Origin of the sequence: Pedococcus sp. NPDC057267, from assembly GCF_042668795.1 — a bacterium.
In the GTDB taxonomy this organism is placed as follows: Bacteria; Actinomycetota; Actinomycetes; order Actinomycetales; family Dermatophilaceae; genus Pedococcus.
The window spans coordinates 1-25,877 of sequence record NZ_JBHUYG010000061.1; the positions used below are offsets into that span (position 1 = coordinate 1).

At 73.9% G+C, this 25,877-nt stretch carries 20 protein-coding genes and 1 tRNA gene; 15 read left to right on the top strand and 6 right to left on the bottom strand.

Annotated features, from left to right (window positions below):
• Positions 1–3: 3 nt before the first annotated feature.
• Positions 4–930, bottom strand: coding sequence for a dihydropteroate synthase (folP, locus tag ACFUC1_RS13555; protein ID WP_379120575.1), 927 nt, complete (start codon positions 928–930; stop codon positions 4–6).
• Positions 931–966: 36 nt separating this feature from the next.
• Between folP and ACFUC1_RS13560 the strand changes: the two genes are divergently transcribed.
• Both ACFUC1_RS13560 and ACFUC1_RS13565 read left to right on the top strand, forming a co-directional pair.
• The gene (locus tag ACFUC1_RS13560; RefSeq protein ID WP_379120577.1) at positions 967–2,193 is read left to right on the top strand and encodes an acyl-CoA dehydrogenase family protein; all 1,227 of its coding nucleotides are present in this window, start codon (positions 967–969) and stop codon (positions 2,191–2,193) included.
• Entirely contained in the window at positions 2,190–3,227 is a 1,038-nt protein-coding gene (locus ACFUC1_RS13565; RefSeq protein ID WP_379120578.1) for a phosphotransferase family protein, read from the top strand. The genes ACFUC1_RS13560 and ACFUC1_RS13565 overlap by 4 nt, the downstream gene beginning before the upstream one ends.
• A 129-nt stretch (positions 3,228–3,356) precedes the next feature.
• On the opposite strand, the gene ACFUC1_RS13570 is transcribed toward ACFUC1_RS13565, so the two are convergent.
• From ACFUC1_RS13570 to ACFUC1_RS13580, 3 genes are read right to left on the bottom strand one after another with little or no spacing between them, the layout of a single operon-like run.
• Complete coding sequence (locus ACFUC1_RS13570; RefSeq protein ID WP_379120580.1) at positions 3,357–4,724, bottom strand: NAD(P)/FAD-dependent oxidoreductase; 1,368 nt, start codon at positions 4,722–4,724, stop codon at positions 3,357–3,359.
• 2 nt (positions 4,725–4,726) lie between these two features.
• Positions 4,727–6,097: an aspartate aminotransferase family protein gene (locus ACFUC1_RS13575; protein ID WP_379120582.1), complete on the bottom strand. Its 1,371-nt coding sequence runs from the start codon at positions 6,095–6,097 to the stop codon at positions 4,727–4,729.
• Positions 6,097–7,587, bottom strand: a complete 1,491-nt coding sequence (locus ACFUC1_RS13580) for a CoA-acylating methylmalonate-semialdehyde dehydrogenase (protein ID WP_379120584.1) — start codon at positions 7,585–7,587, stop codon at positions 6,097–6,099. Before ACFUC1_RS13580 ends, ACFUC1_RS13575 begins: the two co-directional genes overlap by 1 nt.
• A 61-nt stretch (positions 7,588–7,648) precedes the next feature.
• Between ACFUC1_RS13580 and ACFUC1_RS13585 the strand changes: the two genes are divergently transcribed.
• From ACFUC1_RS13585 to ACFUC1_RS13630, 10 genes are all read left to right on the top strand, one after another.
• Positions 7,649–8,995 (top strand): aminotransferase class I/II-fold pyridoxal phosphate-dependent enzyme, encoded by a 1,347-nt coding sequence (locus ACFUC1_RS13585; protein ID WP_379120586.1) that lies wholly within the window; start codon positions 7,649–7,651, stop codon positions 8,993–8,995.
• 433 nt (positions 8,996–9,428) lie between these two features.
• The gene (locus tag ACFUC1_RS13590; RefSeq protein WP_379120588.1) at positions 9,429–11,033 is read left to right on the top strand and encodes an FMN-binding glutamate synthase family protein; all 1,605 of its coding nucleotides are present in this window, start codon (positions 9,429–9,431) and stop codon (positions 11,031–11,033) included.
• A gap of 4 nt (positions 11,034–11,037) precedes the next feature.
• A complete protein-coding gene (locus tag ACFUC1_RS13595; RefSeq protein ID WP_379120590.1) occupies positions 11,038–12,759 on the top strand; it encodes a thiamine pyrophosphate-dependent enzyme in 1,722 nt (573 codons plus the stop codon).
• A 51-nt stretch (positions 12,760–12,810) separates the two neighbouring features.
• Positions 12,811–12,897 (top strand) — tRNA-Ser (locus tag ACFUC1_RS13600).
• Between the two features lie 143 nt (positions 12,898–13,040).
• Positions 13,041–13,952: a DMT family transporter gene (locus ACFUC1_RS13605; protein WP_379120592.1), complete on the top strand. Its 912-nt coding sequence runs from the start codon at positions 13,041–13,043 to the stop codon at positions 13,950–13,952.
• A gap of 46 nt (positions 13,953–13,998) precedes the next feature.
• Positions 13,999–14,331, top strand: coding sequence for a YtxH domain-containing protein (locus ACFUC1_RS13610; RefSeq protein WP_379120594.1), 333 nt, complete (start codon positions 13,999–14,001; stop codon positions 14,329–14,331).
• A 610-nt stretch (positions 14,332–14,941) separates the two neighbouring features.
• Positions 14,942–16,555, top strand: a complete 1,614-nt coding sequence (locus tag ACFUC1_RS13615) for a S8/S53 family peptidase (RefSeq protein WP_379120596.1) — start codon at positions 14,942–14,944, stop codon at positions 16,553–16,555.
• Positions 16,555–17,145 carry an RNA polymerase sigma factor gene (locus ACFUC1_RS13620; protein WP_379120612.1) on the top strand — a complete coding sequence of 197 codons (591 nt, stop codon included), beginning with the start codon at positions 16,555–16,557 and terminating at the stop codon, positions 17,143–17,145. Before ACFUC1_RS13615 ends, ACFUC1_RS13620 begins: the two co-directional genes overlap by 1 nt.
• The gene (locus ACFUC1_RS13625) at positions 17,142–17,663 is read left to right on the top strand and encodes a hypothetical protein (protein ID WP_379120598.1); all 522 of its coding nucleotides are present in this window, start codon (positions 17,142–17,144) and stop codon (positions 17,661–17,663) included. Before ACFUC1_RS13620 ends, ACFUC1_RS13625 begins: the two co-directional genes overlap by 4 nt.
• A gap of 30 nt (positions 17,664–17,693) precedes the next feature.
• Entirely contained in the window at positions 17,694–20,348 is a 2,655-nt protein-coding gene (locus tag ACFUC1_RS13630; RefSeq protein WP_379120600.1) for a CHAT domain-containing protein, read from the top strand.
• On the opposite strand, the gene cysE is transcribed toward ACFUC1_RS13630, so the two are convergent.
• On the bottom strand, positions 20,309–20,908 hold the full coding sequence (cysE, locus tag ACFUC1_RS13635; RefSeq protein WP_379120602.1) for a serine O-acetyltransferase: 600 nt from the start codon (positions 20,906–20,908) through the stop codon (positions 20,309–20,311). The genes ACFUC1_RS13630 and cysE overlap by 40 nt on opposite strands.
• A 17-nt stretch (positions 20,909–20,925) precedes the next feature.
• The gene (gene cysK, locus ACFUC1_RS13640) at positions 20,926–21,852 is read right to left on the bottom strand and encodes a cysteine synthase A (protein ID WP_379120604.1); all 927 of its coding nucleotides are present in this window, start codon (positions 21,850–21,852) and stop codon (positions 20,926–20,928) included.
• Positions 21,853–22,017: 165 nt separating this feature from the next.
• Here cysK and ACFUC1_RS13645 point away from each other — a divergent pair, with 165 nt between their 5' ends.
• From ACFUC1_RS13645 to ACFUC1_RS13655, 3 genes are read left to right on the top strand one after another with little or no spacing between them, the layout of a single operon-like run.
• A complete protein-coding gene (locus ACFUC1_RS13645; protein ID WP_379120606.1) occupies positions 22,018–22,746 on the top strand; it encodes a hypothetical protein in 729 nt (242 codons plus the stop codon).
• Positions 22,743–23,399: an RNA polymerase sigma factor gene (locus tag ACFUC1_RS13650; protein ID WP_379120608.1), complete on the top strand. Its 657-nt coding sequence runs from the start codon at positions 22,743–22,745 to the stop codon at positions 23,397–23,399. Before ACFUC1_RS13645 ends, ACFUC1_RS13650 begins: the two co-directional genes overlap by 4 nt.
• 10 nt (positions 23,400–23,409) lie before the next feature.
• Complete coding sequence (locus ACFUC1_RS13655; protein WP_379120610.1) at positions 23,410–25,785, top strand: (Fe-S)-binding protein; 2,376 nt, start codon at positions 23,410–23,412, stop codon at positions 25,783–25,785.
• Positions 25,786–25,877: the final 92 nt, after the last annotated feature.

The window sequence follows — 25,877 nt, forward strand, 5'->3', positions numbered from 1 at the left end:
CCCTCAGACCCCGCGGACCGCGCGCACCGGTGGCCGGTCCCCGCGGATGACGGCGACCATGTCGACGACGCGCCGGGTGGCGCGGACGTCGTGAGCCCGGAACACGGTCGCACCCAGCCACGCCGCGACGGCGGTCGACGCGAGCGTGCCCTCGAGCCGCTCGTCGGGTTCGAGCCCGAGCGACTCGCCCACGAAGTCCTTGCGCGACAGCGCCTGCAGGATCGGGAAGCCGAGGGCCGCGATGTCGGCGGTGTGCCGCAGCACCTCGAGCGAGTGCGCGGTCGTCTTCCCGAAGTCCAGCGTGGGGTCCACGAGGATGCGCTCGGCGGGTATGCCGGCCTGCTGGGCGGTGCGCGCGCCGGCGGCCAGGGTCCGCAGCACGTCGCGGACGACGTCGAGCGGGTCCGGACCGTAGGTCACCTTCACCGGGTCGGTCCGCGGCGGGAGGCCACCGGTGTGCGACACCACGACACCGGCGCCGATCTGCGCGGCCACCCGGACGAGCTCGGGGTCGTGGCCGGCCCAGGTGTCGTTGACCAGGTCGATGCCCACGGCTCCGGCCTCCCGCGCGACCTCCGAGCGCCACGTGTCCAGCGACAGCACCAGGTCGGGGTACGTCTCGCGCGCGTGCGCGAGAAAGGGCAGGACCCGCTCGACCTCCTGCTCGGCGCTGACGTGCTCCCCCTCCTGGCCCGCCCGGACGCCCCCGACGTCGACGATGTCGGCGCCCGCGGCGACGTGCGCGTCGAGGGCCCGCTTCGCCGAGTCGAGGTCGGCGTGGCGGTTGCCGGCGAAGAACGAGTCGCTGGTGCGGTTGATGATGCCCATGACGGCCGGGGTGCCGGCGTCGAACGTGCGGCCGCGCAGGACGAGCGGGGGCGTGCGCGGCAGGACCAGCGGCTGCGGCTCGGGGGGCGTCACGCCGGTCATCCTCGCACCCGCAGCTGCGGTGGGTAGGGTCGGCTCGTGGCCTTCGACTTCAGCATCAGCCCCGCCCTGGAGGAGCAGCGCCGCCGGGTCGCCGAGTTCGTGGCGACCGAGGTGGTCCCGCTCGAGCAGCGGGTGTTCCGTGACGGCATGACCGACGACCTGCGCCGTGAGCTGCAGGGACGCGCGAAGGCGGCGGGGGTGTTCGCACCGCAGGCGCCCCGCGAGCACGGCGGCGGCGGCTTCCGGTTCGACGAGTCGGCGGTGCTGCTCGAGGAGGCCGGCTACTCGCTCCTCGGCCCGCTGGCGCTGAACTGCGCCGCCCCCGACGAGGGCAACATCCACCTGATCCACCTGACGGGCACCCCGGAGCAGCACGCGGCATACCTGCGCCCGCTGGTCTCCGGCGAGGTGCGCTCGTGCTTCTCGATGACCGAGCCGCCGCCCGGCGCAGGATCCGACCCGTCCGCGCTGCGCACGACCGCCCGGCGGGTCGACGGCGGATGGGTCCTCGACGGCGACAAGTGGCTCATCACCGGCGCGGACGGCGCGGCGTTCTCGATCGTCATGGCGCGCAACACCGGTGACGACGCCCCCGAGGGCGCGACGATGTTCCTGGTCGACGCCGACAACCCCGGTTTCGTCGTCGGCGACCACATCGACACGATCGACGCGACCGGGATCGGCGGCCACTGCCGCGTCACGATACGTGACTGCTTCGTCCCCGACGACCGCGTCCTCGGCGAGCCGGGCCGCGGCTTCCAGAGCGCCCAGGTGCGGCTCGCCCCGGCCCGCCTCACCCACTGCATGCGCTGGCTGGGCGCGGCCCGCCGGGCCCACGACATCGCGCTCGAGCGCGCGGTGGGCCGCGAGCTGTTCGGCTCGCGGCTGGCCGACCTCGGCATGGCGCAGGCGCTCATCGCGGAGAACGAGATCGACCTCGACGCCGCCCGCACCGTCGTCCGGCACGCCGCCTGGCAGATCGCCGAGGGGTCGCGCAGCAGCGAGGAGTCCTCCCGCGCCAAGGTGTTCGTGAGCGAGGCGGTCTGCCGCGTCGTCGACCGCGCGGTGCAGCTCGCCGGCGGCATGGGCACGTCCGAGGAGCTGGTGCTGGGCCGGATCTACCGCGACATCCGGTCGTTCCGGATCTACGACGGCGCCACCGAGGTGCACAAGATGTCGATCGCCCGGCGCGCCGCCAAGCGGGCGACCGAGCGGCTCGCCGCCCGTGGCGAGGCGGTCGGGCGCGAGGGCTCCGGCGCGTGAGCGCGACCGAGGAGGTCCGCGGCATACCCCGCGCGTCGTTCACGGCCTGGGCTGCGCAGGCGCTCCCCGGTCTCGGCGCGCACTGGCGCGCCGAGGTCATCTCGGGCGGCCTGTCCAACATCACCTACCGCGTCACCGGCGCCGACCGGACCGTCATCGTCCGGCGCCCGCCGATGGGCAAGCTGCTGCCGAGCGCGCACGACATGGCGCGCGAGCACCGGGTGCTGGCCGCCCTGCAGGACACCGCCGTCCCGGTCCCCGAGGTGCTGGCGCTGTGCGAGGACCCGGAGGTCGTCGGCGCGCCGTTCTACGTCATGGCCGAGGTCACCGGCGACGTGCACCGCGAGCCGGAGGAGGCGGCCGGCCTGACCGAGGAGCAGCGCGACGCGTGGAGCGACGCGCTCGTCGCGGTCCTCGCCGAGATCCACGCGGTCGACCTCGACGCGACCGGCCTGCGCGACTTCGGCCGCCCGTCGGGATACCTCGAGCGCCAGCTGCGTCGCTGGTCCGGCCAGTGGGAGGCCAGCCGCACCCGCGAGCTGCCCGCGATGGACGAGCTCGTGCGCCGGCTCGAGACCGGGCGGCCGCAGGAGGGCGAGGTCACCCTCGTCCACGGCGACTACCGACACGACAACACCCTCGTGCGCGTCGGCCCCGAGGGGCGACCCGAGGTCGCAGCGGTCGTCGACTGGGAGCTCAGCACCCTCGGCGACCCGCTCGCCGACCTCGCCACGTGGCTCACCTACTGGACCGGCCGCGACGCCGAGGGACGGCCGCTGATCGTCGGGGCGGGGGTGCCGGCGATGCCCGGCTTCCCGTCCGCGGAGGAGCTCGCCCGCCGGTATGCCGCGGCCACCGGGCGCGACGTGTCGCACCTGGACTGGTACCGCGCCTTCACCGACTTCCGGCTCGCCGTCATCGCCGAGGGCGTGCACGCGCGCTACCTGGCCGGTGCCGCGAGCGGTCCCGGGTACGACCGGGCCGGCGCCTCGGTGCCGCTGATCGTCGACCGCGCCCTGTCCCACCTGGCCTGACCCGGGCCGTCCCCCCGGGCGTCCGGCACTTGGGGGCTGGAGCGCTCGGAAACCCGCACGCTCAGGCACCCAGAGCCCGGAGAGGGCCGGGGCGACCCCGACGCAGCGCGGCCGGTCAGCCGAGGACGGTCAGGAGTCGAAGCCGAGGCCGGCGGCGTCGAGGGCGCGCAGCCACAGGTTGCGCCGGCCCTGCCGCTCGTCGGCGCGGGCGAGTGACCAGCGGGTCAGCTCGATCCCGGCCCAGGCGAAGGGTTCCGGCGGGAACGGCATCGGCATCTCGCGCACCATCTGCAGCCGCGTGCGCTCGGTGCTGCGCGCGTCGAGCAGGTCGAGCATGACCTGCGCGCCGAAGCGGGTCGCCCCGACACCGAGCCCGGTGTAGCCCAGGGCGTAGGCGACCCGGCCGTCGAGGGCCGAGCCGTAGAACGCGCAGAAGCGGGTGCACGTGTCGATGGCGCCACCCCAGCGGTGGGTGAAGCGCAGCCCCTCGAGCTGCGGGAACGTCTCGAAGAAGTGGTCGGCGAGGCGGTCGAAGGTCTCGGGCCGCTGGTCGAGCAAGGGCGCCAGCCGGCGGCCGTAGTGGTAGATCGCGTCGTAGCCGCCCCACAGGACCCGGTTGTCGTCGGTCAGCCGGTAGTAGTGGAACTGGTTCGTCATGTCGCCGACCCCGGCACGGCTGGCCCAGCCGAGCGACGCGAGCTGGTCGTCGCTGAGCGGCTCGGTCATGAGCACGTAGTCGTAGACGGGCACGGTGTGCAGCCGCACGCGGCGCAGCAGGGACGGAAAGGCGTTGGTGCCCAGCGCGACCCGGCCGGCGCGGACGACGTGACCCGTCGAGGTGGCGACCTCGACACCGGGTCCGCGGCGTCGCAGCCCGGTCGCCCTGGTGCCCTCGACGATGCGGACCCCGAGCGACTCCGCCGCCCGGGCCAGGCCCCAGGCGAGGCGCGCCGGGTCGACCATCGCGGTCTCCTCGCGGTCCCAGACGCCGGCGACGTACGTCGGTGAGTCCAGGTGCGCACGCACCGCGTCGCGGTCGAGGAACTCCCCCGGCTCGTCCGCCAGCCACTCGACCTGGTGCGGCTCGGTGGCCACCGTCAGCGCACCGGAGCGCCGGAAGTCGCACTCGATGCCGTACCGGGCGACCGTGGCCTCGATGCCGTCCAGGTTCTCCCGGCCGAGGCGGCGCAGGGCGTCCATCTCCTGCGGCCACCGCGCCCGGCCGTTGGCCTCGCCGTGCGTGAGGCTGGCGGCGCAGAACCCGCCGTTGCGGCCCGAGGCCGCCCAGCCGACCGAGCCGGCCTCGAGGACGACGACGTCCCGGGAGGGGTCGGCCTCCTTGGCCAGCAGCGCCGTCCACAGCCCGCTGTAGCCGCCGCCCACGACGAGCAGGTCGGTGTCGACCGACCCGTCGAGGGGCGGGCGCCGTGCCGGCCGGTCCGCGCGGTCGAGCCAGAAGACGGACGGCGCCGAGTCGACGAGGGCGGGGTGGGCCACGGTCAGGCGTCGGCGCCGGTGTAGTGCCGGTCCGCGACCTCGAGCGCCTCGTCGAGGATCGCCAGGCCCTCGCGCACCTCGTCCGCCGTCGTCGTGCACGGCGGCACGACGTGGGTCCGGTTGAAGTGGGTGAACGGCCACAGGCCGCGCTCCTTGCACGCGGCGGCGAAGTCGTTCATCGGCTTGGCGTCGGCCCCACCTGCGTTGAACGGCACGAGCGGCTCACGGGTGGTGCGGTCGCGCACGAGCTCCACCGCCCAGAACGCACCGAGGCCGCGGACGTCACCGACGGACGGGTGGCGGTCGGCCAGCTCGCGCAGCCCGGGCCCGATGACGTCGGCGCCCAGGGCACGTGCGTGCTCGACGATGCCCTCCTCGCGGAACACCTCGATCGAGGCGACCGCGGACGCGCAGGCCAGCGGGTGGCCTGAGTACGTGAGGCCGCCGGGGAACGGGCGGGAGTCGAACGTCTGGGCCACGCGCTCGGAGATGACCACACCGCCCAGCGGGACGTAGCCGCTGTTGACGCCCTTGGCGAAGGTGATGAGGTCCGGCGTGACGCCCCAGTGGTCCACGGCGAACCACTCGCCACAGCGGGCGAACCCGGCCATGACCTCGTCGGCGATCATGACGATCCCGTGCTCGTCGCAGATCTCGCGGACCCCCGCGAGGTAGCCCGGCGGCGGCACGAGGATGCCGTTGGTGCCGACGACCGTCTCGAGGATGATCGCGGCCACCGTGTGCGGCCCCTCGACCATGAGCAGGTCGCGCAGGTGCTGCAGCGCCCGCTGCGACTCCTCCTCCTCGGTGGTCGCGTGGAACGCCGAGCGGTAGAGGTACGGACCCCAGTAGCGCACCACACCCGGCATACCGGGCTCGGAGGGCCAGCGACGCGGATCCCCGGTCAGGGCAATGGAACCCGCGGTGGCGCCGTGGTAGCTGCGGTACGCGGCGAGCACCTTGTGGCGGCCGGTGTGCAGGCGCGCCATGCGGATCGCGTTCTCGTTCGCCTCGGCGCCACCGTTGGTGAAGAACACCCGGTTGAGGTCGCCCGGCGCGACCTCGGCGATGAGCCGGGCCGCCTCGGAGCGGGCGTCGTTGGCGAAGGCCGGGCTGATCGTCGTCAGCCGGGCCGCCTGCTCCTGGATCGCGGCGACGAGCTTGGGGTGCTGGTAGCCGATGTTGACGTTGACGAGCTGGCTGGAGAAGTCGAGGTAGCGCTTGCCCGCGTAGTCGGTGAAGTACGAGCCCTGGGCGGACGCGATCGGCAGCGGGTCGATGAGCGCCTGCGCCGACCACGAGTGGAAGACGTGGGCGCGGTCGTCGCGCCGGACCTGCTCCTCCGAGGCGGAGGTCACGACGTCGAGGCTCATCAGCGGGTCCTCGGGAAGCCGAGGTCGACCGACGACGTGGCCGGGTCGGGCCAGCGCGAGGTGACGACCTTGCCGCGGGTGTAGAAGCTGATGCCCTCGGGTCCGTACATGTGCGTGTCGCCGAAGAGCGAGTCCTTCCAGCCGCCGAAGGAGTAGTACGCGACGGGCACGGGGATCGGCACGTTGATGCCGACCATGCCGACCTGCACGTCGTACTGGAACTGCCGGGCCACACCGCCGTCGCGGGTGAAGATGGCCGTGCCGTTGGCGTACTGGTTGGAGTTGATGAGCTCGAGCCCCTCCTCGTAGGTGTCCACCCGCACCACCGACAGCACCGGTCCGAAGATCTCGTCGGTGTAGACGGTCATCTCCGGCTTCACGTGGTCGAGCAGTGTCGTCCCGAGGAAGAAGCCCTGCTGCGGGTGCTCGCCGGTGCGCCCGTCGACGACGACGCTCGCGCCCGCCGCCTCGCCGGCGTCGACGTAGCCGGCGACCTTGTCGCGGTGCTCGGCGGTGATGAGCGGCCCCATGTCGGTGTCGGGGTCGGCGCCGTCACCGACGGTGAGCTTGGGGAGCCGGGCGGCGATGGCGTCGACGAGCGGCTGCGCGACGTCGCCGACCGCGACCGCCACGGACAGTGCCATGCACCGTTCGCCGGCGGCGCCGTATGCCGCGGACACGACCGCGTCGGCCGCCATGTCGACGTCGGCGTCGGGCAGGACGAGGGCGTGGTTCTTGGCGCCACCCAGGGCCTGCACCCGCTTGCCGTTCGCGGTGCCTCGCTCGTAGATGTACTTGGCGATCGGCGTCGAGCCGACGAAGCTCACGGCCGACACGTCCGGGTGGTCGAGCAGCGCGTCGACGGCGAGCTTGTCGCCCTGGACGACGGTGAAGACGCCGTCAGGGAGGCCGGCCTCCTTCCACAGCTCGGCGAGGAACAGCGCGGCCGAGGGGTCCTTCTCGCTCGGCTTGAGGACGAACGCGTTGCCGCAGGCGATCGCGTTGGCGCACATCCACAACGGGACCATCGCGGGGAAGTTGAAGGGCGTGATGCCGGCGACGACACCGAGCGGCTGGCGGATCGAGTACACGTCGACTCCCGTCGACGCCTGCTCGCTGTAGCCGCCCTTGAGCAGGTTGGGCACCCCGGTCGCGAACTCGACGTTCTCGAGCCCGCGGGCGATCTCGCCCGCCGCGTCGGAGAGCACCTTGCCGTGCTCGGCGGTGATGATCGCGGCGAGCTCGTCGGTGCGCGCGTGCAGCAGCTCGCGCATCGCGAACAGCACGGCCGAGCGCTGCGAGAGCGAGGAGTGCCGCCACTCGCGGGCCGCGGCCCTGGCGCTGGCGACGGCCGCGTCGACCTCCTCCACCGAGGCGAGGTCGACCTCGCCCGACGTCTCGCCGGTGGCCGGGTTGTACACGGGGGAGGTCCGGCCGGAGGTGCCCTCGTGGCGGCGGCCGTCGACCCAGTGGGGGATGCGCGTGGTCATGCGGCCCACGATACGAACCAGTCTCTGGTAACACAATACGTCGATTGCTACGGTACAAACCGTGACCGCCGTCCTGTCCGCCCTCGAGGAGCGCCTCGAGGACCCCACCGCCAAGGGGCTGGCGCACGCCGTCTCGGCCGCCGTCCGCGACGGCGTGCTGCGCGCCGGCGACCGGCTGCCCCCGATCCGCGTCGTCGCCACCGAGCTGGCGATGTCGCCGACCACCGTCAGCGCGGCGTGGGGGCTGCTCACCCGGTCGGGCACCGTGGCGACCGACGGGCGCCGCGGCACGCGGGTGCTCGACCAGGGGGTACCCGGCGCCGGCGGCCGGTACCGCACGGCGCTGGACCGGCACACGGCATTCGCCCTCGACCTGTCCACCGGGGTTCCCGACCCGGCGCTGCTGCCCGACCTCGGCGCGGCCCTGCGCAGCCTGCCCACCACGCCCGCCACCGGCAGCTACCTCGACGACCCCGTGCTGCCCGCCCTCGCCGAGGTGCTGCGCGCCGACTGGCCGTACGACCCCGCCGAGCTCACCGTCGCCGACGGTGCCATGGACGCGATCGACCTCGTCGTGCGGACGACGCTGCGCTTCGGGGACCGAGTCGTCGTCGAGGACCCCGGCTTCCCCCCGCTGCTCGACCTGCTCGAGTCGGTCGGCGCGCAGGTCGTCGGCGTGCCCGTCGACGACGAGGGGCTCGACCCGGACGCGCTCGCCGCCGCGCTGCGCGACGGGGCGCGCGCCGTCTTCGTCCAGCCGCGCGCCCAGAACCCCACCGGCGTCGGCACCAGCGAGCGGCGCGCCCGCGCCCTGGCCCGGCTGCTCGACGGCTCGGACGCGCTCGTGGTCGAGGACGACTCGGCATACGGCCTCTGCACCACACCGCTCGTCAGCCTGGGGCGCTGGCTCCCCGGCTCGACCGTCCACGTCCGCTCGTTCTCCAAGGCGTACGGCCCGGACCTGCGGCTCGCTGCGATGAGCGCGCCACCGGAGGTGCACCGCGCCGTCACCGCGCGGCGCCAGCTCGGCCAGGGGTGGTCCAGCCGGCTGCTCCAGCAGGTGCTCGTCCAGCTCCTCAGCGGCGCGGGCGAGGAGGTGGCCCGCGCCGCGAGCACGTATGCCGCGCGGCGGGCGGCGCTCGTGGCCGCCTTGCGCGAGCGCGGGGTCGAGGTCGGCGGCTCCGAGGGCCTCAACGTGTGGGTGCCCGTCGGCGACGAGACGGCAGCGGTCGTGCGGCTGGCCAGCCAGGGGATCGGTGTCGCCCCGGGGCGGCCGTTCCGGGTCGGGGCCACCGGCGAGGCGGGGCACGTGCGGGTGACCGTCGGGCTCGTGGACTCCGGCGTGACCGAGCTGGCCGACGCCCTGGCCGCAGCCTCCCGGTCGACGGGCTGGCGCGGCGGGCGCTGAGTCCCCGGACGGCACGAAGGCCGGGCTGCAGGGTTGCCCGGCCTTCGGCCATCCACCCGAAGGTGGACGACTGTGTTCCCCGATCCTCAACGCTAGAGGGCGGGCACAGTGGACGACTCCCACAATTGTTGTACCCATTCGGGGCCCGATGCACGTGAACCGGGGGATCCGCGCGGCAGGGTGCACGTCCGCCCGGATGCGAATCCGGGCAGTCGGCACGATGCTGGGACCGGCGCGGGCCCGACCCGCGCCGAAGTGTGCAACCAGGAGAGCAGCACGGGCCGTCGTGGTCCTCGAGCCACGACACACCGCCGCACCGGGGCCCCGCAGCAGCATCCTGGGCGCCGGCGGGAGGGGCCGCCCGGCGCCCGGGGCCCCGCCCACCCGGTCGGGGTCTGGCGGCCCGCTTCCCGGGCGGTGGTCGGAGGTCGTGGTGCTCAAGTTCTTCGTGGTCGGTGTCCTCGCGGTCGCCACGGCGCTGGTCGCCCTCGCCGCCACCCTCGGCGGCGTGGCCTGGTGGGTGCTCGTCGCGCTGCTGGCGGCCCTGCTCCTCCTCGGGGTCTGGGACGTCACCCAGCGTCGGCACTCCATCCTGCGCAACTACCCGGTGCTGGGGCACCTGCGCTTCCTCATGGAGGACATCCGGCCCGAGCTCCAGCAGTACTTCATCGAGCGCAACTACGACGGCCGGCCGTACGACCGCGACATCCGCTCGATCATCTACGAGCGGGCCAAGGATGTGGCCGGCGAGCAGGCGTTCGGGACCGAGCGCGACGTCTACCAGCCGGGGTACGAGTACCTCGTCCACGCCAGCGTCCCGGTGGACCCGCCGACCGCCCCGCCCCGCGTGCTGGTGGGCGGCCCCGACTGCAGGCGGCCCTACTCGATGTCGCTGCTCAACGTGTCGGCCATGAGCTTCGGTGCCCTGTCCGCCAACGCGATCCGCGCGCTCAACGAGGGCGCCCGGCTCGGTGGGTTCGCCCACGACACGGGCGAGGGCGGGCTCTCGCCGTACCACCAGGAACGTGGCGGCGACCTCGTGTGGGAGGTCGGCAGCGGCTACTTCTCCACACGGACACGGTCGGGCGACTTCGACCGGGCGCAGTTCGCGGAGAAGTCGGCTTCCGACCAGGTGAAGATGGTCTCGCTCAAGCTGAGCCAGGGAGCCAAGCCCGGCATCGGCGGGGTGCTCCCGGCGGCCAAGGTCAGCAAGGAGATCGCGCAGATCCGCGAGGTGCCCCAGGGCGAGAAGTGCGTCAGCCCCTCGACCCACCGGGTCTTCCACACCCCCGTCGAGCTCATCGAGTTCATCGCGCAGATGCGAGACCTCGCCGGCGGGAAGCCGGCCGGGTTCAAGCTGTGCGTGGGCTCGCGGACCGAGGTGCTGGCCATGGTCAAGGCCATGCTCGAGGTCGGCACCGCACCGGACTTCATCGTCGTCGACGGCGCCGAGGGCGGCACGGCGGCTGCGCCGCTGGAGTACGAGGACCACATGGGGATGCCGCTCACCGAGGGCCTCATGCTCGTCCACAACGCCCTCGTCGGCGCCGGGCTGCGCGACCGCGTCCGGATCGGCGCCAGTGGCAAGGTCGCTGCGGCCAACGACATCGTCAAGCGCATCATCCAGGGCGCCGACTACACCAACGCCGCGCGCGCGATGATGATGGCGGTCGGCTGCATCCAGGCCCAGATGTGCCACACCGACAAGTGCCCCGTGGGCGTCGCCACCCAGGACGCCCGTCGCCAGCGCGCCCTCGTCGTCGAGGACAAGAGCCAGCGGGTCCTGAACTACCACAAGGCCACCGTCGAGCAGGCCGTGAAGATGATGGCCTCGATGGGGGCGACCACGCCCGGGGACCTCTCGCCGACCCAGCTGCGCAAGGTGATCTCGCCGTGGGAGACCCGGTCCTACGCCGAGCTGTTCGAGTGGCTCGAGCCCGGCCAGCTGCTCGCCGAGCCGCCGCGCACCTGGGCGGCCGACTGGGCCGCCGCCGACCCGCACGCCTTCCGCCCCGTCCGCCCCACCGTGAGGAGCTGAGCGCATGACCACCATCGCCGAGCTGATCGTCGAGTCCCTGGCCGAGCACGGCGTCCGCACCGTGTGGGGGGTCGTCGGCGACGCCCTCAACCCCGTGACCGACGCCATCCGGCGCGAGGAGCGGGTCGAGTGGGTGGGGGTCCGCCACGAGGAGGTCGCCGCGTTCGCGGCCTCGGCGCAGGCGCAGCTCACCGACGACCTCGCCGTCTGCATGGGCACGGTCGGCCCCGGGGCGATCCACCTGCTCAACGGCCTCTACGACGCCAAGAAGTCGCACGCACCGGTGCTCGCGATCTGCGGCCAGGTGCCGCTCGGCGAGGTCGGCACCGACTTCTTCCAGGAGGTCGACAACAACCGGCTGTTCAGCGACGTCGCCCTCTTCGCCGAGACGGTCACGAGCCCGGAGCAGATGCCGCACCTGCTCGAGCGTGCCGTCAACGCCGCGATCGGCGGCCGCGGCGTCGCGGTGCTGACACTGCCCGGGGACGTCGGCGGCCTCGACGTCCCCAAGGGTGTGCGGGCACCCCGGTTCGCCCCCGCCCCGCGCCCGTCCGCCGCGCCCGACGCGGACGTGGCGCGCGCTGCCGAGCTGCTCGCGACCGGTGGCGAGGCCACCCTGCTCGTCGGCTGCGGTGCGCGCGGCGCCCGGGCTGAGGTCCTCGAGCTCGCCCGCGTGCTCGGGGCACCGATGGTGCTCACCCTCAAGGCCAAGGAGGGCTTCGAGCACGACAACCCGTATGCCGTCGGCCAGACCGGGCTCATCGGCAACCCCGCGGCCACCAAGGCGCTCGAGGACGCCGACGTGCTCGTCCTGGTCGGGACCGACTTCCCCTACCGCGACTGGATCCCGACCGGGAAGCGGGTGGTCCAGCTCGACGCCCGGGCCACCCACATCGGGCGGCGGACGTCGGTCGAGGTGGCCCTCGTCGGCGATGCGGGCGAGACCCTGCGCACCCTCCTGCCCCACCTCCAGCCGCGCGAGGCCGGGAAGCACCTCACCGGGGCCCAGGAGAAGTACGCCGACTGGCTGCAGGGACAGCACCGGCTGGCCGACCCCGAGCACGACAAGTCCCTGCTGGGACGCCTGCGAAGCGTGGGCGACAACCCTCAAAGCCGGATCAGGCCGGAGGCGGTGGCCATGGCGGTCGACCGGCACGCCGGCGCGGACACCGTGTTCACCAGCGACACGGGCATGTCGACGGTGTGGCTGTCGCGGCTCGTGCCGATGAGCGGGTCGCGCCGGCTCGTCGGCTCCTACAACCTCGGCTCGATGGCCAACGCCATGCCGATGGCCCTCGGCGCCCAGGCGCTCGACCGTGAGCGCCAGGTGGTGGCGTTCTGTGGTGACGGCGGCCTGATGATGCTGCTCGGCGACTTGCGGACGGCCGTGACCCACCACCTCCCGGTCGTGCTCGTCGTCTTCGACAACGGCCGCCTCGGCATGGTCAAGCTCGAGCAGGAGCAGGGCGGGCTGCCCGAGTTCGGGACGGTCCTCGACAACCCCGACATCGCGGCGGTGGCGACGGCGATGGGCCTGACGGCCCGGCGGGTGACCGACCCCGACGACCTCGACGAGGCCATCGCGACGGCCCTGGCCTCACGCACGCCGTACCTGCTCGACGTCGTCACCAACCCCGACGAGGTCGCCGTGCCGGGCAAGACCACTCCGTCGCAGGCTTGGGGCTTCGCCATCGCCAAGGCCAAGGAGCAGATCACGAGCGCGTGACCCGGGTTGAGTCTCCACCGGTGGCGGTGCGGCACAATGGCCGCCACCACAGGAGGGCTCGCATAGTGGCCTAGTGCGGCGGTCTTGAAAACCGCTATGGCGGCAACGTCATCGTGGGTTCGAATCCCACGCCCTCCGCGCGCTGGGTTCGGGCGGGCCGAGGTACGAGGCCCGTCCGGTTCCTGCGCATCGAGCAGGCGGGAACCGTCGCGGCGCACGAGCCGCGAGGGTTCCCACGCCCTCCGCTGCTGCGGTCGCACGCTGGCGCTACCGTCGAGCGCGTGTCCCTGGCCCTGGCCCTGCCGTGCGCCGTCCTGTCGGCCGTCGCGTACGGCACGTCGACGGCGGTGCAGCACCGCGCCGCACACCGGGGCACGGGCCGCGCCGACGCGCGCGGGGTGCTGCGCCTGCTGCGCGACCCCCGCTGGCTGGCGTCCGTGGGCGGCGACACCCTCGGCCTGGTGCTGCAGGTCGTCGCGCTCGCGACCGGGCCGGTGCTCGTCGTGCAGCCACTGCTCGTCCTCGCCGTGCCGGTGGCGCTGCCGGTCGGGCGCCTCCTCGGCGGACCTGCTCCCGGATGGCGTGACTACGTAGCCTGCGGCGGGATCCTCGCCGCCCTCGCCGCCTTCTTCGCCCTGGTCGGCGACCCTGGCCACGCCCGCCCGCTGCCGGCCGTCGAGGCCGCGTGGGCCGTGGCGGTCGCTGCGGTCGTCGGCGCCGTGCTGATGCTGGCCGTCCACCGCGCGTCCGCGACGGCCAGGGCGGCGGTGTACGGGGCGGTGGCCGGTGCCGGGTTCGGCCTCGTGGGCGTGCTGCTCGACGCCGTCGCCGGTCGCTGGCAGCGCGCCGGCCTGTCCGGCCTCGCCGAGGCCGACGGCTGGGTGCCCCTGCTCGCGCTGCTGCTCACGGGAGCGGCCGCGCTGGTCCTGACCCAGGTCTCGTTCCAGGTCGGCGCCCTCGGCGCGAGCTTCCCGGCCAACGAGGTCGCCGCACCGGTCGTGGCCGTCGTCCTCGCCGCGGCCCTGCTGCACGAACGGCTCCCGGTCTCGCCGGGGCACCTCGCGGCATACCTGCTCTGCGTGGCCGTGCTCGCGGCCGGCACCGTGCAGCTGGCCCGCGGTATGTCGGCCCCGGAGCTGACCACCGAACCGGCGCCCACCCCGCCCCCCGGCACTCGCTCGACGAGCCCCTGACCAGCGCCTTTGTTAGGGTCGACGGATTCCCTCAGGAGGTCGAACCATGGCAAAGCTGTCCTTCCTCGCTGGTCTCGCGGCGGGCTACGTGCTCGGCGCCAGGGCCGGCCAGAAGCGCTACGAGCAGATCAAGGGCAAGGCCACCCAGGTCTGGTCCAGCGACCCGGTCCAGGCAAGGGTCGACACGGTCGTGCAGACGGTCAAGGACCAGGCACCCGTCGTCGCGGCCAAGGTCGGCGACGCCGCCAAGACCGCCGGCTCGGCCGCGCGCGAGCGCGTGACGGGCGAGCACCTGCCGGAGACGCTGCACCGCGGCACCGACGGCCGGCTGCACGCCGACACGACGGGCTTCGGCCCGGGCCCCGGCAAGCTCCCCTAGCCCCGGGACACCACCCCACTTGTTGCCAGCAGGTGGTCACGGAGGCCGCCAAAGCCGCCATCGGTGACCACCACGTGGCAACAAGTGGGAAGAACACGGCGGACGAGAGCGGCGCGACCCACCCCTGGAGTCGCGCCGCTCCTGCGTCCCCTCACCGTGCGGCACCCTCGAGCCGCACGCCGTCCTGCTCAGCGGCGCCGCCGGGCGGACCCGACCGGGCGCGTGCTGGGAACCCCCGACCAGCACCTTCTCCGACCGAACCCACCCGACGACGTGCCCCGAGGGGCGTGGCGGTGACGCGTTCCCGACGCCGACCGCCGGGACCAGTGACACCCCTGTTGCCACCGGTCCAGCATCGGACGACCACCCCGGACCTTCATGCCCCTGCACGACATCCCGGGCGTCCTTCCTGTGTTCCCGCCTCGTCCCCCGACCAGGCTGACGAACGGAAGGAGCACCGGGCGCCGGCCCTGATACACCCCCGGTGGAAAGAATTCTCGGGGGCCTCCCGCAGGTATCACCCCGACCTCGCCGTTCTCCTGTCAGGTGACGCGATCGCTCACTACGCTGACCGTGCACCACCGCGGTCCGCACCAGGCCAGGAGAACCGATGACCGCAGACGTCCCTCCCCCGCAGGGGAGCCCCGGGCGCATCCCCCGCGTGGCCGTGCCCCGCTCGGCCGAGCGCCGCCTCGACGTGCGCGTGCTCGACCCGGCCAAGGCCGTCCGCCTCGACGGCGACGACGCGCTCAGCCCGACGATCTACAGCGGCAACAAGCTCATCGTCCCCGGTCTGCTGAACCGGTCAGGGGACGGCCCGATCCGTGCCCTGAGCGAGATCGCCGAGCGCCTGGGGTATGCAGCGGTGCCGCGCCGCGACGAGCAGCTCGAGGCGCTGCTCGAGCGGTACGAGCTCGGCGACGAGGCGGACGCCGTCGCGGCCACCGTGGTGGAGTTCCGGCCGCTGCCGGACCGCCCCGTCGAGGCCCCCGACGCGTGGCTGATCCTGCAGACGCTGCGGGCCGAGGACCCCGCTGCCGCCGAGGGCGTCAGCCTGAGCCACATCATGACCGCCTCCGGGTACGGCGACGGCGTGGGCTACGGGGACGGCGTCGGGTACGGCGACGGGGTCGGCTACGGCGACGGCGTCGGGTACGGGGACGGCGTCGGGTACGGCGACGGTGTCGGTTACGGGGACGGCGTCCAGCTCCCCGGCGGCGGCCCCTCGGCCCGGCGACCGGTCGTCTGGGCCGCCCCGGACCCGCGCCCCCGACATGTCGAGGACGGCCCGGTCGTGGCGCTGCTCGACACCGGCATCGGCCGGCACGACTGGTTCCGCCACGGGGTCGTTCGTGACGTCGAGGTCGACGGCATCCCCATCGGCCTGCGCTTCACGCCCGACAACGACCCCGAGCTCACCGGCTGCACCCTCGACCGCGTCAACGGCGTCCTTGACCGGTGCGCGGGGCACGGCACGTTCATCGCCGGCGTCGTCCGGCAGCACTGCCCCGCGGCCACGCTGCTGGTCGTCCCCGTCATGTACGGCGACGGCGTCGCGGACGAGGCGTTCCTCGTCGAGACGCTCCAGCTGCTGTGGGTCCGCCAGGTGCTCATCCACCGGGGCAGGCATGAGGGCCCGCTCATCGACGTGCTGTCGCTCTCGCTCGGCTACTACCACGAGACGCCCGGGGCCTTCGACGACGAGCCGGCGTTCCTCTCGGTCCTGCGAGCGCTCGCCGCGACCGGCGTGGCGATCACCGCGGCCGCGGGCAACGGCGGCACCGACCACCCGTTCTACCCGGCGGCGTTCGCGCTGTCCGACGGGTTCGAGGTGCCGCTCGCCAGCGTCGGCGCCCTCAACCCCGACGCCCGCTCGGTCGCCGTGTTCTCCAACACCGGCCGGTGGGTGCGCACCTACCGCTGCGGCACCGCCGTCGTCAGCACCATGCCGGTGACCTTCGACGGCAGCCTGCGCGGCACCATCTACCACCACCCGAGCCCGAACCCGCCGCGCGGCGCGTCCAAGCCCGACGGCTACCGGCTCGGCTTCGGGATGTGGAGCGGCACCTCGTTCTCCGCCCCTGCCCTGGCCGGTGAGTATGCCGCGCAGCTCGCCGCGAGCGGCGCGCACCCACAGGCGGCTCCCGCCCCCGACGCGCGCAGGAAGCGGCTCGCCGAGGTCGTCGAGACGGTCCTGGCCGTCCCGGTCGGGGGTGGGGAGTGATGCAGGCGGAGGGCGGCACGCGCAGCCTCGCCGAGGAGGCGTCGGCAGCGTTCACGGCATACCGCGACGGGCACCCAGAGGCGATGGGGACCCTCGTCGACGCGCTCACCCCGCTGCTCTGGCACACGGCGCGGGCCCAGGGGCTCGGCGCCGCGCAGGCAGAGGACGTCGTGCAGAACACGTGGCTGCAGCTGCTCCAGCACCAGCACGGCATCACCGACCCGGGCGGCGTGCTCAAGTGGCTCCTCACGACCACCCGGCGCGAGGCCTGGGCGAGCAGCCGCAAGACGCGGCGCGAGGACTTCCGCGAGGACGTGGCGGACGCGGGCGAGGCGGCCGGCACCGGCTCCGACGAGACCCTCGACGTGGTGCTGCGCAGCCAGGACCAGGGGCTGCTGTGGCGGCACTTCAAGGAGCTGCCCGACCGGTGCCAGGCACTGCTGCGGGTCATCGCGCTGGCGGAGCGCCCGGACTACGCCCAGGTCGCGCAGGCGCTGGGCATGCCGGTGGGGAGCATCGGCCCGACGCGGGGTCGGTGCCTCGCCAAGCTGCGGAACGCCCTCGTGGGCGACCCGGGATGGGCGGCGTGATGAGTGCGGCGAACGACAAGGACCTCGTGGCCGGCCCCGTGGACGGCGAGGACGGCGTGCTCGACGACCTCGACCTGCGGGCCCTCGCGACACTGCGGGCGGTGTGGCAGGCCAGCGACCCGGTGCCGAGCGGGCTGGCGGACCGGGCGAAGTTCGCGATGAGCGTCGCGGCCCTCGAGGCCGAGGTCGCCGAGATCACCACGACGACGGCGGAGCTCGCCGGGGTGCGCACGACCGCGTACGACCGCGCCGGCACGGTGACGTTCTCCAGCGACCGGCTCAGCGCCATGATCACCATCGAGGTGGTCGACGGCACGAGCGCCCGGATCAGCGGCTGGGTGACGACCGGCCCCACGGCGGTGGAGCTGCGCGAGCGCTCGGGCACGCAGGAGACCACCACCGACGAGGCCGGGCGGTTCACCTTCGCATCGGTCGAGCGCGGCCTGGTGCACCTCGTCATGCGGCGGCTCGACGAGCCCGACGGCAAGCCGGTCATCACGCCGGCGATCGAGGTCTAGGACCTGGCCATCGAGGTAGCCGACCCCCGCGTGCTGCAGCTGCTCGAGCAGGGCCGCCACCTCAACTCGCTCGGCCGCTTCCGCGACGCCGAGCGCTGCCTGCGGCGCGCGCTGCGGTTCGCCGACGCGCTCTCGGGGGAGGCGCGCGAGCTCGCCCGGGGCCGGGTGCTCATCACCCTGGCGTGGTCGACGGTGGCCCTGCACGGCCGCGACCCCGCGCTCGCCCTGCTCGAGGAGGTCCGCACCTCCACCACGTCGCCACGCCTGCTCGCGCTGACCGGCGTGCAGGAGGCGGTGGTGCAGGTGGCGTGCCAGGACTGGCGGGGTGCGCTCGCCGCCCTCGCTCGCGTCGAGCGGCCAGGCGAGCTGCTCACACCTCGCGAGCAGGTGTCCGCGCTGCTCAACGGTGGCCTGGCGCACCTGTCGCTGCTCGAGCTCGACCCCGCCCGCGAGGAGCTGGAGCGGGCGCTGGCGACCGCCGTCGCCGAGGGAGTGCCCGAGCAGGAGTTCAAGGCCCGCCACAACCTCGGCTGCCTCGCGTTCTACGCGGGCCGGCTGCCCGAGGCCATCACCCTCATGCGCGAGGCCGACGCCATGGAGGCGCCGGTCGGGCGGGTCCGGGCGCAGCACGACCTGGCCCTCGTCCTGCTCGAGGCGGGCCTGCTCGACCAGGCGCGCGAGACCCTCGCGCGGGCGCTCGGCGAGGCCCTGTCCGAGGGACACCGGCTCGAGGAGGCGGACCTGAGGGTCGACCTGGCGACCTGCGCGCAGCTGCGCGACGCCCCGGTCGCGGCGCGCGAGCACCTCGCTGCGGCGGTGACGGCCTACCGGGCGCGGGGGGCGACCGACCGGCAGCGGTATGCCGCGTTGCTGCGGTCCTCGGTCGACCTCGCCGAGGGTGTCGTGCCGCGCGGCCTCGACCGCGTGCTGGCGCCCTGGCGCGGGGTCGCGCGGCCCGTGCTGCCGGACGAACGGCTCGCGGCCCGGGTCGAGGTCGAGGCGGCCCTGCTGCGCGGTGACGCCGACGCGGCCGGTGCCGCGCTCGCACGGCTGGCCGGACGGGTGCGGCAGGGGCTCGCCGCGGACATGCACGAGCGGCTGCTGGTCGCGAGGGTCGCCGTGGCCCAGGGGGACCGGGCGCGGGCCCGACGGACCGTCCGCACCGCGTTGCAGCGGCTCACCGACCGGGTCGCCCCCACCCAGAGCCTGGAGATCCGCTCCGCCCTCGCGCTGCACGGGCAGCGGCTGGCCGACTTCGACGTCACCGACGCGCTCGCCGACGGCAGCGTCGGCCGCGTGTTCGACTCGGTCGAGCGCTGGCGGGCCGTCTCCCACCGGCTCGCACCCGTGACGGTGCCCACCGACTCCCGGGCGGCGTCCCTGCTGGCCGAGCTGCGGCAGGCCCGGCGCGAGGCGGCTGACAGCGCGGACGGGAGCGACGCGGCACGCCTGCGGTCCCGGGCGGCCGACCTCGAGTGGCAGGTCAGCCAGCTCGACTGGGCGACGGCCGAGGACGGTGCGGCCGCCGGCGGGGGTGCGCCCACGGCATACGGCACGGCTCGGCGGCTGCTGCACGACCGGGGCGAGCAGGCGGTGGTGATGTTCGCGCACGACGGCGAGCAGCACGCACTCGTGGTGGGCACGACGGGGTCGTCGGTCCACCACCTCGGTCCCGCCGCCCGGGCGGCGGAGGTCGCCGACCGGCTCTCCCGCGACCTGCGCGCGCACGCGTTCGCCGGCCCCCACCCCGCGCTGCAGGCGGCCGTCGGCCGCGCGGTCGAGGAGTCGCTGGGGGCACTGGGCGACCTGCTGCTCGGCGCGCTCCCGCTCGAGGACGGGCCGGTCGTGGTGGTGCCCGGCCTGACGCTGCGCTCGGTGCCGTGGGGCATGCTGCCGCCGCTGGCGGGCCGGGCGGTGACCGTCGCGCCGTCGGTGACCCGCTGGTCGGCGCCGCTGCTGGAGGACGGGGCCTCGCCGGAGGGGGCGTTCACCGTCACCGCGCTCACCGGTCCCCGGCTGCGCCGGGCCGACGTCGAGGCCGAGCGCGTGGTCGAGCACTGGCACGCCGCGGGGGTGCGGTCGCGCCTGGCCCTGCAGGCGGAGAGCGGGGACGTGCGTGGTGCGCTGGGCGCCGACGGCCTGGTCCACGTGGCCGCCCACGGCACGCACGAGCCGCAGAGCCCGTGGTTCTCCTCGCTGCACATGGCCGACGGGCCGGTCTTCGCGCACGAGCTCCCGCGCCCGGCGGCACCGCGGCACGTCGTGCTGTCCGCGTGCGACGTGGGGCGGATGGACCCGCGCCCGGGCGACGAGCCGCTCGGGCTCACCGCGGCGCTCCTCGGGCTGGGCGTGCGCAGCGTGGTCGCCGCCGTGGCACCGGTCAGCGACGAGGTCGCCGCCAGCGCGATGGAGGCGTACCACGCGGGACTGGCGTCAGGCCGGTCCGCGTCGGCAGCGCTGGCCGCCGTGGTGGCGCAGGAGCCGGCAGCCGGGGCGTTCTGCCTCTACGGCACCGACTGGCAGCCGCCGACGGGCACGCCCCAGCGCGCCGCGGCCGGCGACGGCGCGGCGACCGCCGGCGCAGCGGGATCCGAGGAGGCGCGCCCTGGAGTCGCGGGGGTCGCGGGCCGCCGCCGGGTCGGCGCTCAGATCCAGAGCGCCGGGTCGCGGAACATCGCCTCGTAGGGGTCCTCGCGGCCCTGCGGGAAGCGGATGGTCGCCGGCACGCCGGTCGCGATCGCCCCGGCAGGGACGTCCTTGACCACCACGGAGTTCGCGCCGATCTGCACGTCGTCGCCGATGTAGACCGGCCCGAGCACGCGCGCCCCGGCGCCGATCGTCACGCGCGAGCCCACCGTCGGGTGGCGCTTGACCTTCTCCAGCGACCGGCCGCCCAGGGTGACCCCGTGGTAGAGCATGACGTCGTCGCCGACCTCGGCGGTCTCGCCGATGACGACCCCCATGCCGTGGTCGATGAAGAAGCGCCGGCCGATGACGGCGGCCGGGTGGATCTCGACTCCCGTCACGGAGCGGACAGCCGTCATGAGCAGCCGGGCCGCAGGCTTCCAGGCGCCGCCGCGCAGCCACATGCGGTGGGCGAGGCGGTAGGCCCAGACGGCGTGCAGGCCGGGCGAGTTCAGCGCGAGGTCGAACCGCGAGGCGGCTGCGGGGTCGCGGGCCACCGCCGCGTCGAGGTCGTCGACGACGCGGTGGCGGGCGCGGCGGGCGTACAGGGCAAGGGTCACGAGGGAAGCGCCGCCGATCAGTCGAGCAGGTCGGAGAAGAGGATGGTGGACAGGTACCGCTCGCCGAAGCTGGGGATGATCACGACGATCGTCTTGCCGGCGTTCTCGGGGCGACGGGCGACCTGGTCGGCGGCGGCGAGCGCGGCGCCGGACGAGAGGCCGACGAGCAGGCCCTCCTCCGTGGCGGCCCGACGGGCCCACTCGACGGAGGTCTCGGCGTTGACGTCGATGACCTCGTCGTAGATGTCGCGGTCGAGGATCTCGGGCACGAAGTTGGCGCCGAGGCCCTGGATCTTGTGCGGGCCGGGCTCGCCTCCGTTGAGGATCGGCGACTCGGCCGGCTCGACGGCGATCATCTGCACCTCGGGCTTGCGGGCCTTGAGCACCTGGCCGACACCGGTGATGGTGCCGCCGGTGCCGATGCCCGCGACGACGATGTCGACCTGGCCGTCGGTGTCCTTCCAGATCTCCTCCGCCGTGGTCCTGCGGTGGATCTCCGGGTTCGCGGCGTTGGCGAACTGGCGGGCCAGGATGCCACCGCGCTCGGCGGCGATCTCCTCGGACTTGGCGACAGCGCCCTTCATGCCCAGGGCACCCTCGGTGAGGACGAGCTCGGCGCCGTACGCGCGCAGCAGGGCCCGGCGCTCCCTGCTCATCGTCTCCGGCATGGTGAGGACGACGTTGTAGCCGCGGGCCGCGCCGACCATCGCCAGCGCGATGCCGGTGTTGCCCGACGTGGCCTCGACGATCGTGCCGCCCGGCTTGAGCTCGCCGGACGCCTCCGCCGCGTCGACGATCGAGACGCCGATGCGGTCCTTGACCGAGCTCGCCGGGTTGTAGAACTCCAGCTTCGCCGCGACGGTCGCATCGCTGTCGATGAGCCGGTTGATCCGGACCAGCGGGGTGTTGCCGATGAGCTGGGTCACGTCGTCGTAGATGGGCATGTGCCGTCCTTGTCGGTATGCCGCGTGCTCCGGGTGCGCGCGGGCGCTGGCGTTCGCTGTCTCGCCACAGTGCAGCGAATCTGACGTTATGCATATTCCAACAGACTGTTATCGAGCCCCGCAACGCCGGGACGTCCGTCCTCGGACCCCTGTCACACTTCGGGCGTGGGCGGACAGTACGGGGGCATGGACACCACCACGCCCGCCGACGGCGACGCGCTGGGCGCGCTGCTCACCGCAGCGGCCCCGACCCTGCCCGAGCTCGACCCCGACCGCACCTCCGGCCTCGCCCTCGCCCTCGCGGCCGAGGTGGTCGCTGCCGACCGGACCCTGCGTGGCCGGGTCCGCGGCCTGCGGCGCCGGCACAAGGCGGCTGCCGTCGCGACGGCGGCCGCGATCGTCCTGGTGCCGACCGGCGCCTGGGCGGCCCAGCACTTCCTCGCGCAGACCGGGACGTACGGCAACCCCGCGGTGAACCCCGGCATGGAGGACGGCTCGGAGCGGATCGACACGTGCGCGAGGGACTTCGCGGCATACGTGGCGACGCTCGCCCCGACCGACCTCCCGGCTCCGCCCGGCCACTCCTGGTCGGCCTACGCGACGCAGGTGGCACGGTCCTACACCCAGGACGGCACCTGCGCCCCCGGGGTGCAGGGCACGATCCAGGCGACCGGCCTGCGCGTCGACCTCCTCAACTCGGCAGCGAGCGACTGGGGGTGCGTGCTGGTGTGGGCGGACCGCGACCGGGACCCGGCCACCGAGGCGGCGGCCAGGGCGACGATGGCGCGCTTCAACGCCAGGACGCACGAGCTGGACCCCCAGTCGGCGGCCTACCTGCCCGACGTCGTCCTGTCCAACAGCAGGCTCCCGCAGTTCACCGGGTGCCAGCGATGACCCGGACGCCCGGCGAGCGCCGGCTCGAGGAGCTCGCCGCCGCGCACGGGCCACGGGTCCTGGCCTACCTCGCCCGCCGCACCACGCCGGCCGAGGAGGCCGCCGACGTGTTCCAGGAGGTCCTCACCACCGCGTGGCGCCGGGTCGCCGACGCCCCCGACGACCCCGACCACGCCCTCGCCTGGCTGCTGGCGATCGCGCGCCGGACCCTGGCCAACCACCGTCGCGGCCAGGCACGCCGGCACGACGCGACGACCCGGCTGCGCGCCGAGCTGGCGGCAGTCCGGGGGCCGGTCCACGAGGGCGACGCCGGGGGCGGCACGGGAGGTCACGCCGCGGTCGACGGCGTGCGCGCCGCGCTGCTGCACCTCGGCCCGGACGACCGGGAGGTGCTCGCGCTGGCCTACTGGGACGGGCTCACCGGCGAGCAGGTGGCCGTCGTGCTCGGCACCAGCCCCGCCTCGGCCCGCAAGCGCCTGCAGCGCGCCCGCGAGCGCCTGCGCCGCGCGCTCGACGCCGAGGTCGTGGCCGGGCTCGTGCACTCGGCCCACGGGCAGGCGCCGGAGGTCCCCGACGGGCGGGTGCCGGAGGCGTCCGGCGCCATGGTGCGGCACGGGTCACAACGAGGTGAGCGGGCGCTTACCGGCCAGTAGAGTGCTGCGCATGTCTGCACTCCAGATCGTCGCGCTCGTGGTCTGCGGGGTCGTCACGCTCGTCGCGGTGGCCCTCTTCGCCCGGGTCGTCGGCCAGTTCCTCGCGGTCTTCCGCCTCGGCCAGCCGGCTCCCGGCCGCACCGACGACAAGGCCGCCCGCACCCGCACCCTGCTGCGCGAGTTCCTCGGCCACACGAGGATGTCGCGGCTGCCGGTGGTGGCGGTGGCGCACTGGTTCACGATGATCAGCTTCGGGGTGCTGTTCTTCACGCTGGTCAACGCGTTCGGGCAGCTCGCCGACCCGGAGTTCGCGCTCCCGCTGATCGGCCACTTCTTCCTCTACGAGTGGGTCACCGACGTCTTCGCCTTCGGCGGCTTCATCGGCATCGTGGTGCTGATGGCGATCCGCCAGAAGAACCACCCGCGCAGCGCCGCCGGCGAGGGCGGCCGCCGCAGCCGGTTCTTCGGGTCGACGTTCTGGCAGGCCTACTACGTCGAGCTCACCATCCTCGGCGTCACGATCTGCATCGGCCTGCTCCGCGCGCTGGAGTGGACCCTGGCCCGCCAGCTCGGCACCGGCCAGGACACCGCGCTGCACTTCCCGCTGACCGGCTGGATCGGCAACGCGTTCACCGGCCTCTCCACCGACACCGTGAAGAACCTCATCGTCGTCATCGCGGCGGTCAAGATCCTCATCTCCTTCGCCTGGATGATCACCATCTCCCTGCAGCCGACCATGGGCGTGGCGTGGCACCGCTTCCTGGCCTTCTTCAACATCTTCCTCAAGCGGCACGCCGACGGGCGCACCTCGCTCGGCGAGCTCCAGCCGATGCTGGTCAAGGGCGAGCCCGTCGACTTCGAGAACATCGAGGAGCTCGACGAGGACGCCGCGCTCGGCGTCGGCAAGGTCGAGGACTTCACGTGGAAGGGTCTGCTCGACTTCACCACCTGCACCGAGTGCGGCCGCTGCCAGTCCCAGTGCCCCGCCTGGAACACCGACAAGCCGCTGTCGCCCAAGCTGCTCGTGATGACGCTGCGCGACCACGCGCACGCCAAGGCGCCGTGGCTGCTCGCGTCCGAGGACGCCCGCGGCGACCTGCCCGAGCCGCTGTCGGCCCTCGCCGAGGTGCCGCTCATCGGCGAGACCGGGTATGCCGAGAAGGCCGGCGACGGCGCGCTCGGCACCCACGGCGTGGGCGGCGGCGCCGGCGCGCTCGCGGCATACAACCCGCACGGTCCGGACGCGGTCATCGACCAGGACGTCCTGTGGTCGTGCACCACCTGCGGGGCCTGCGTCGAGCAGTGCCCGGTCGACATCGAGCACGTCGACGCGATCGTCGACATGCGCCGCTACCAGAACCTCATCGAGAGCGCGTTCCCGAACGAGCTCGGCGGCCTGTTCAAGAACCTCGAGAACAAGGGCAACCCGTGGGGCATGGCCGCCCGGGCCCGGCTCGACTGGGCCAAGGACCTGCCGTTCGAGGTCAAGATCCTCGGCCAGGACGTCGAGTCCGCGGACGACGTCGACTACCTGTTCTGGGTCGGCTGCGCCGGCGCGTACGAGGACCGGGCCAAGAAGACGACCCGCGCGGTGGCCGAGCTGCTCGACCAGGCCGGGGTCACGTTCGCGATCCTCGGCGACGGCGAGTCCTGTACCGGTGACTCCGCGCGGCGGGCCGGCAACGAGTTCCTCTTCCAGATGCTCGCCCAGCAGAACGTCGAGACCCTCAACGAGGTCGGCGCGACCAAGATCGTCGTCACCTGCGCGCACTGCTTCAACACGATCAAGAACGAGTACCCGCAGCTCGGCGGCAAGTACGAGGTCGTCCACCACACCCAGCTGCTCAACCGGCTCGTCCGTGAGAAGAAGCTCGTCCCGGTCGCCCGCCCGGCCGAGGCGCCGGCGAAGTCCTCCACCAAGGACGTCGCCTCCACCGCGGCCACGGTGACCTACCACGACCCGTGCTACCTCGGCCGCCACAACGGCGTCTACGCCCCGCCGCGCGAGCTCATCGGCGCCCTGCCCGGCGTCGAGCTCACCGAGATGGAGCGCAGCAAGGAGAAGTCGTTCTGCTGCGGCGCCGGCGGTGCGCGCATGTGGATGGAGGAGAAGCTCGGCACGCGGATCAACACCAACCGCACCGAGGAGGCCCTCGGCACCGGCGCCCAGCGCATCGCCATCGGCTGCCCGTTCTGCCGCGTGATGATGTCCGACGGCCTCACCGCCGCCCAGTCCGAGGGCCGCGGCGAGGACGTCGAGGTCGTCGACGTCGCCCAGATGCTGCTCGCGGCCGTCAAGCGCGGGGACGGGGGCCAGCCGGCCGACGCCGAGGCGCAGGAGCCCACGCCGGACCCCGAGCCCGAGCCGGAGCCCCAGCCGGCCTGACCGTCAGCGGCACGAAGCTCTGCTAGCAGAGCGTCGTGCACCCAGCAGACTGTGCAGCCCGCGCTGAGTGAGCCAACCTCTGCTAGCAGAGG

Bases quoted from the DNA above. Each gene is read 5' to 3' on its own strand.
- cysK (WP_379120604.1), bottom strand. From the start codon at position 21,852: ATGCCCATCTACGACGACGTGACCCAGCTCATCGGCAACACCCCGCTG.
- ACFUC1_RS13595 (WP_379120590.1), top strand. From the start codon at position 11,038: ATGACCACCATCGCCGAGCTGATCGTCGAGTCCCTGGCCGAGCACGGC.
- ACFUC1_RS13650 (WP_379120608.1), top strand. From the start codon at position 22,743: ATGACCCGGACGCCCGGCGAGCGCCGGCTCGAGGAGCTCGCCGCCGCG.
- ACFUC1_RS13620 (WP_379120612.1), top strand. From the start codon at position 16,555: ATGCAGGCGGAGGGCGGCACGCGCAGCCTCGCCGAGGAGGCGTCGGCA.
- ACFUC1_RS13580 (WP_379120584.1), bottom strand. From the start codon at position 7,587: ATGACCACGCGCATCCCCCACTGGGTCGACGGCCGCCGCCACGAGGGC.
- ACFUC1_RS13610 (WP_379120594.1), top strand. From the start codon at position 13,999: ATGGCAAAGCTGTCCTTCCTCGCTGGTCTCGCGGCGGGCTACGTGCTC.
- folP (WP_379120575.1), bottom strand. From the start codon at position 930: ATGACCGGCGTGACGCCCCCCGAGCCGCAGCCGCTGGTCCTGCCGCGC.
- ACFUC1_RS13615 (WP_379120596.1), top strand. From the start codon at position 14,942: ATGACCGCAGACGTCCCTCCCCCGCAGGGGAGCCCCGGGCGCATCCCC.
- ACFUC1_RS13655 (WP_379120610.1), top strand. From the start codon at position 23,410: ATGTCTGCACTCCAGATCGTCGCGCTCGTGGTCTGCGGGGTCGTCACG.
- ACFUC1_RS13575 (WP_379120582.1), bottom strand. From the start codon at position 6,097: ATGAGCCTCGACGTCGTGACCTCCGCCTCGGAGGAGCAGGTCCGGCGC.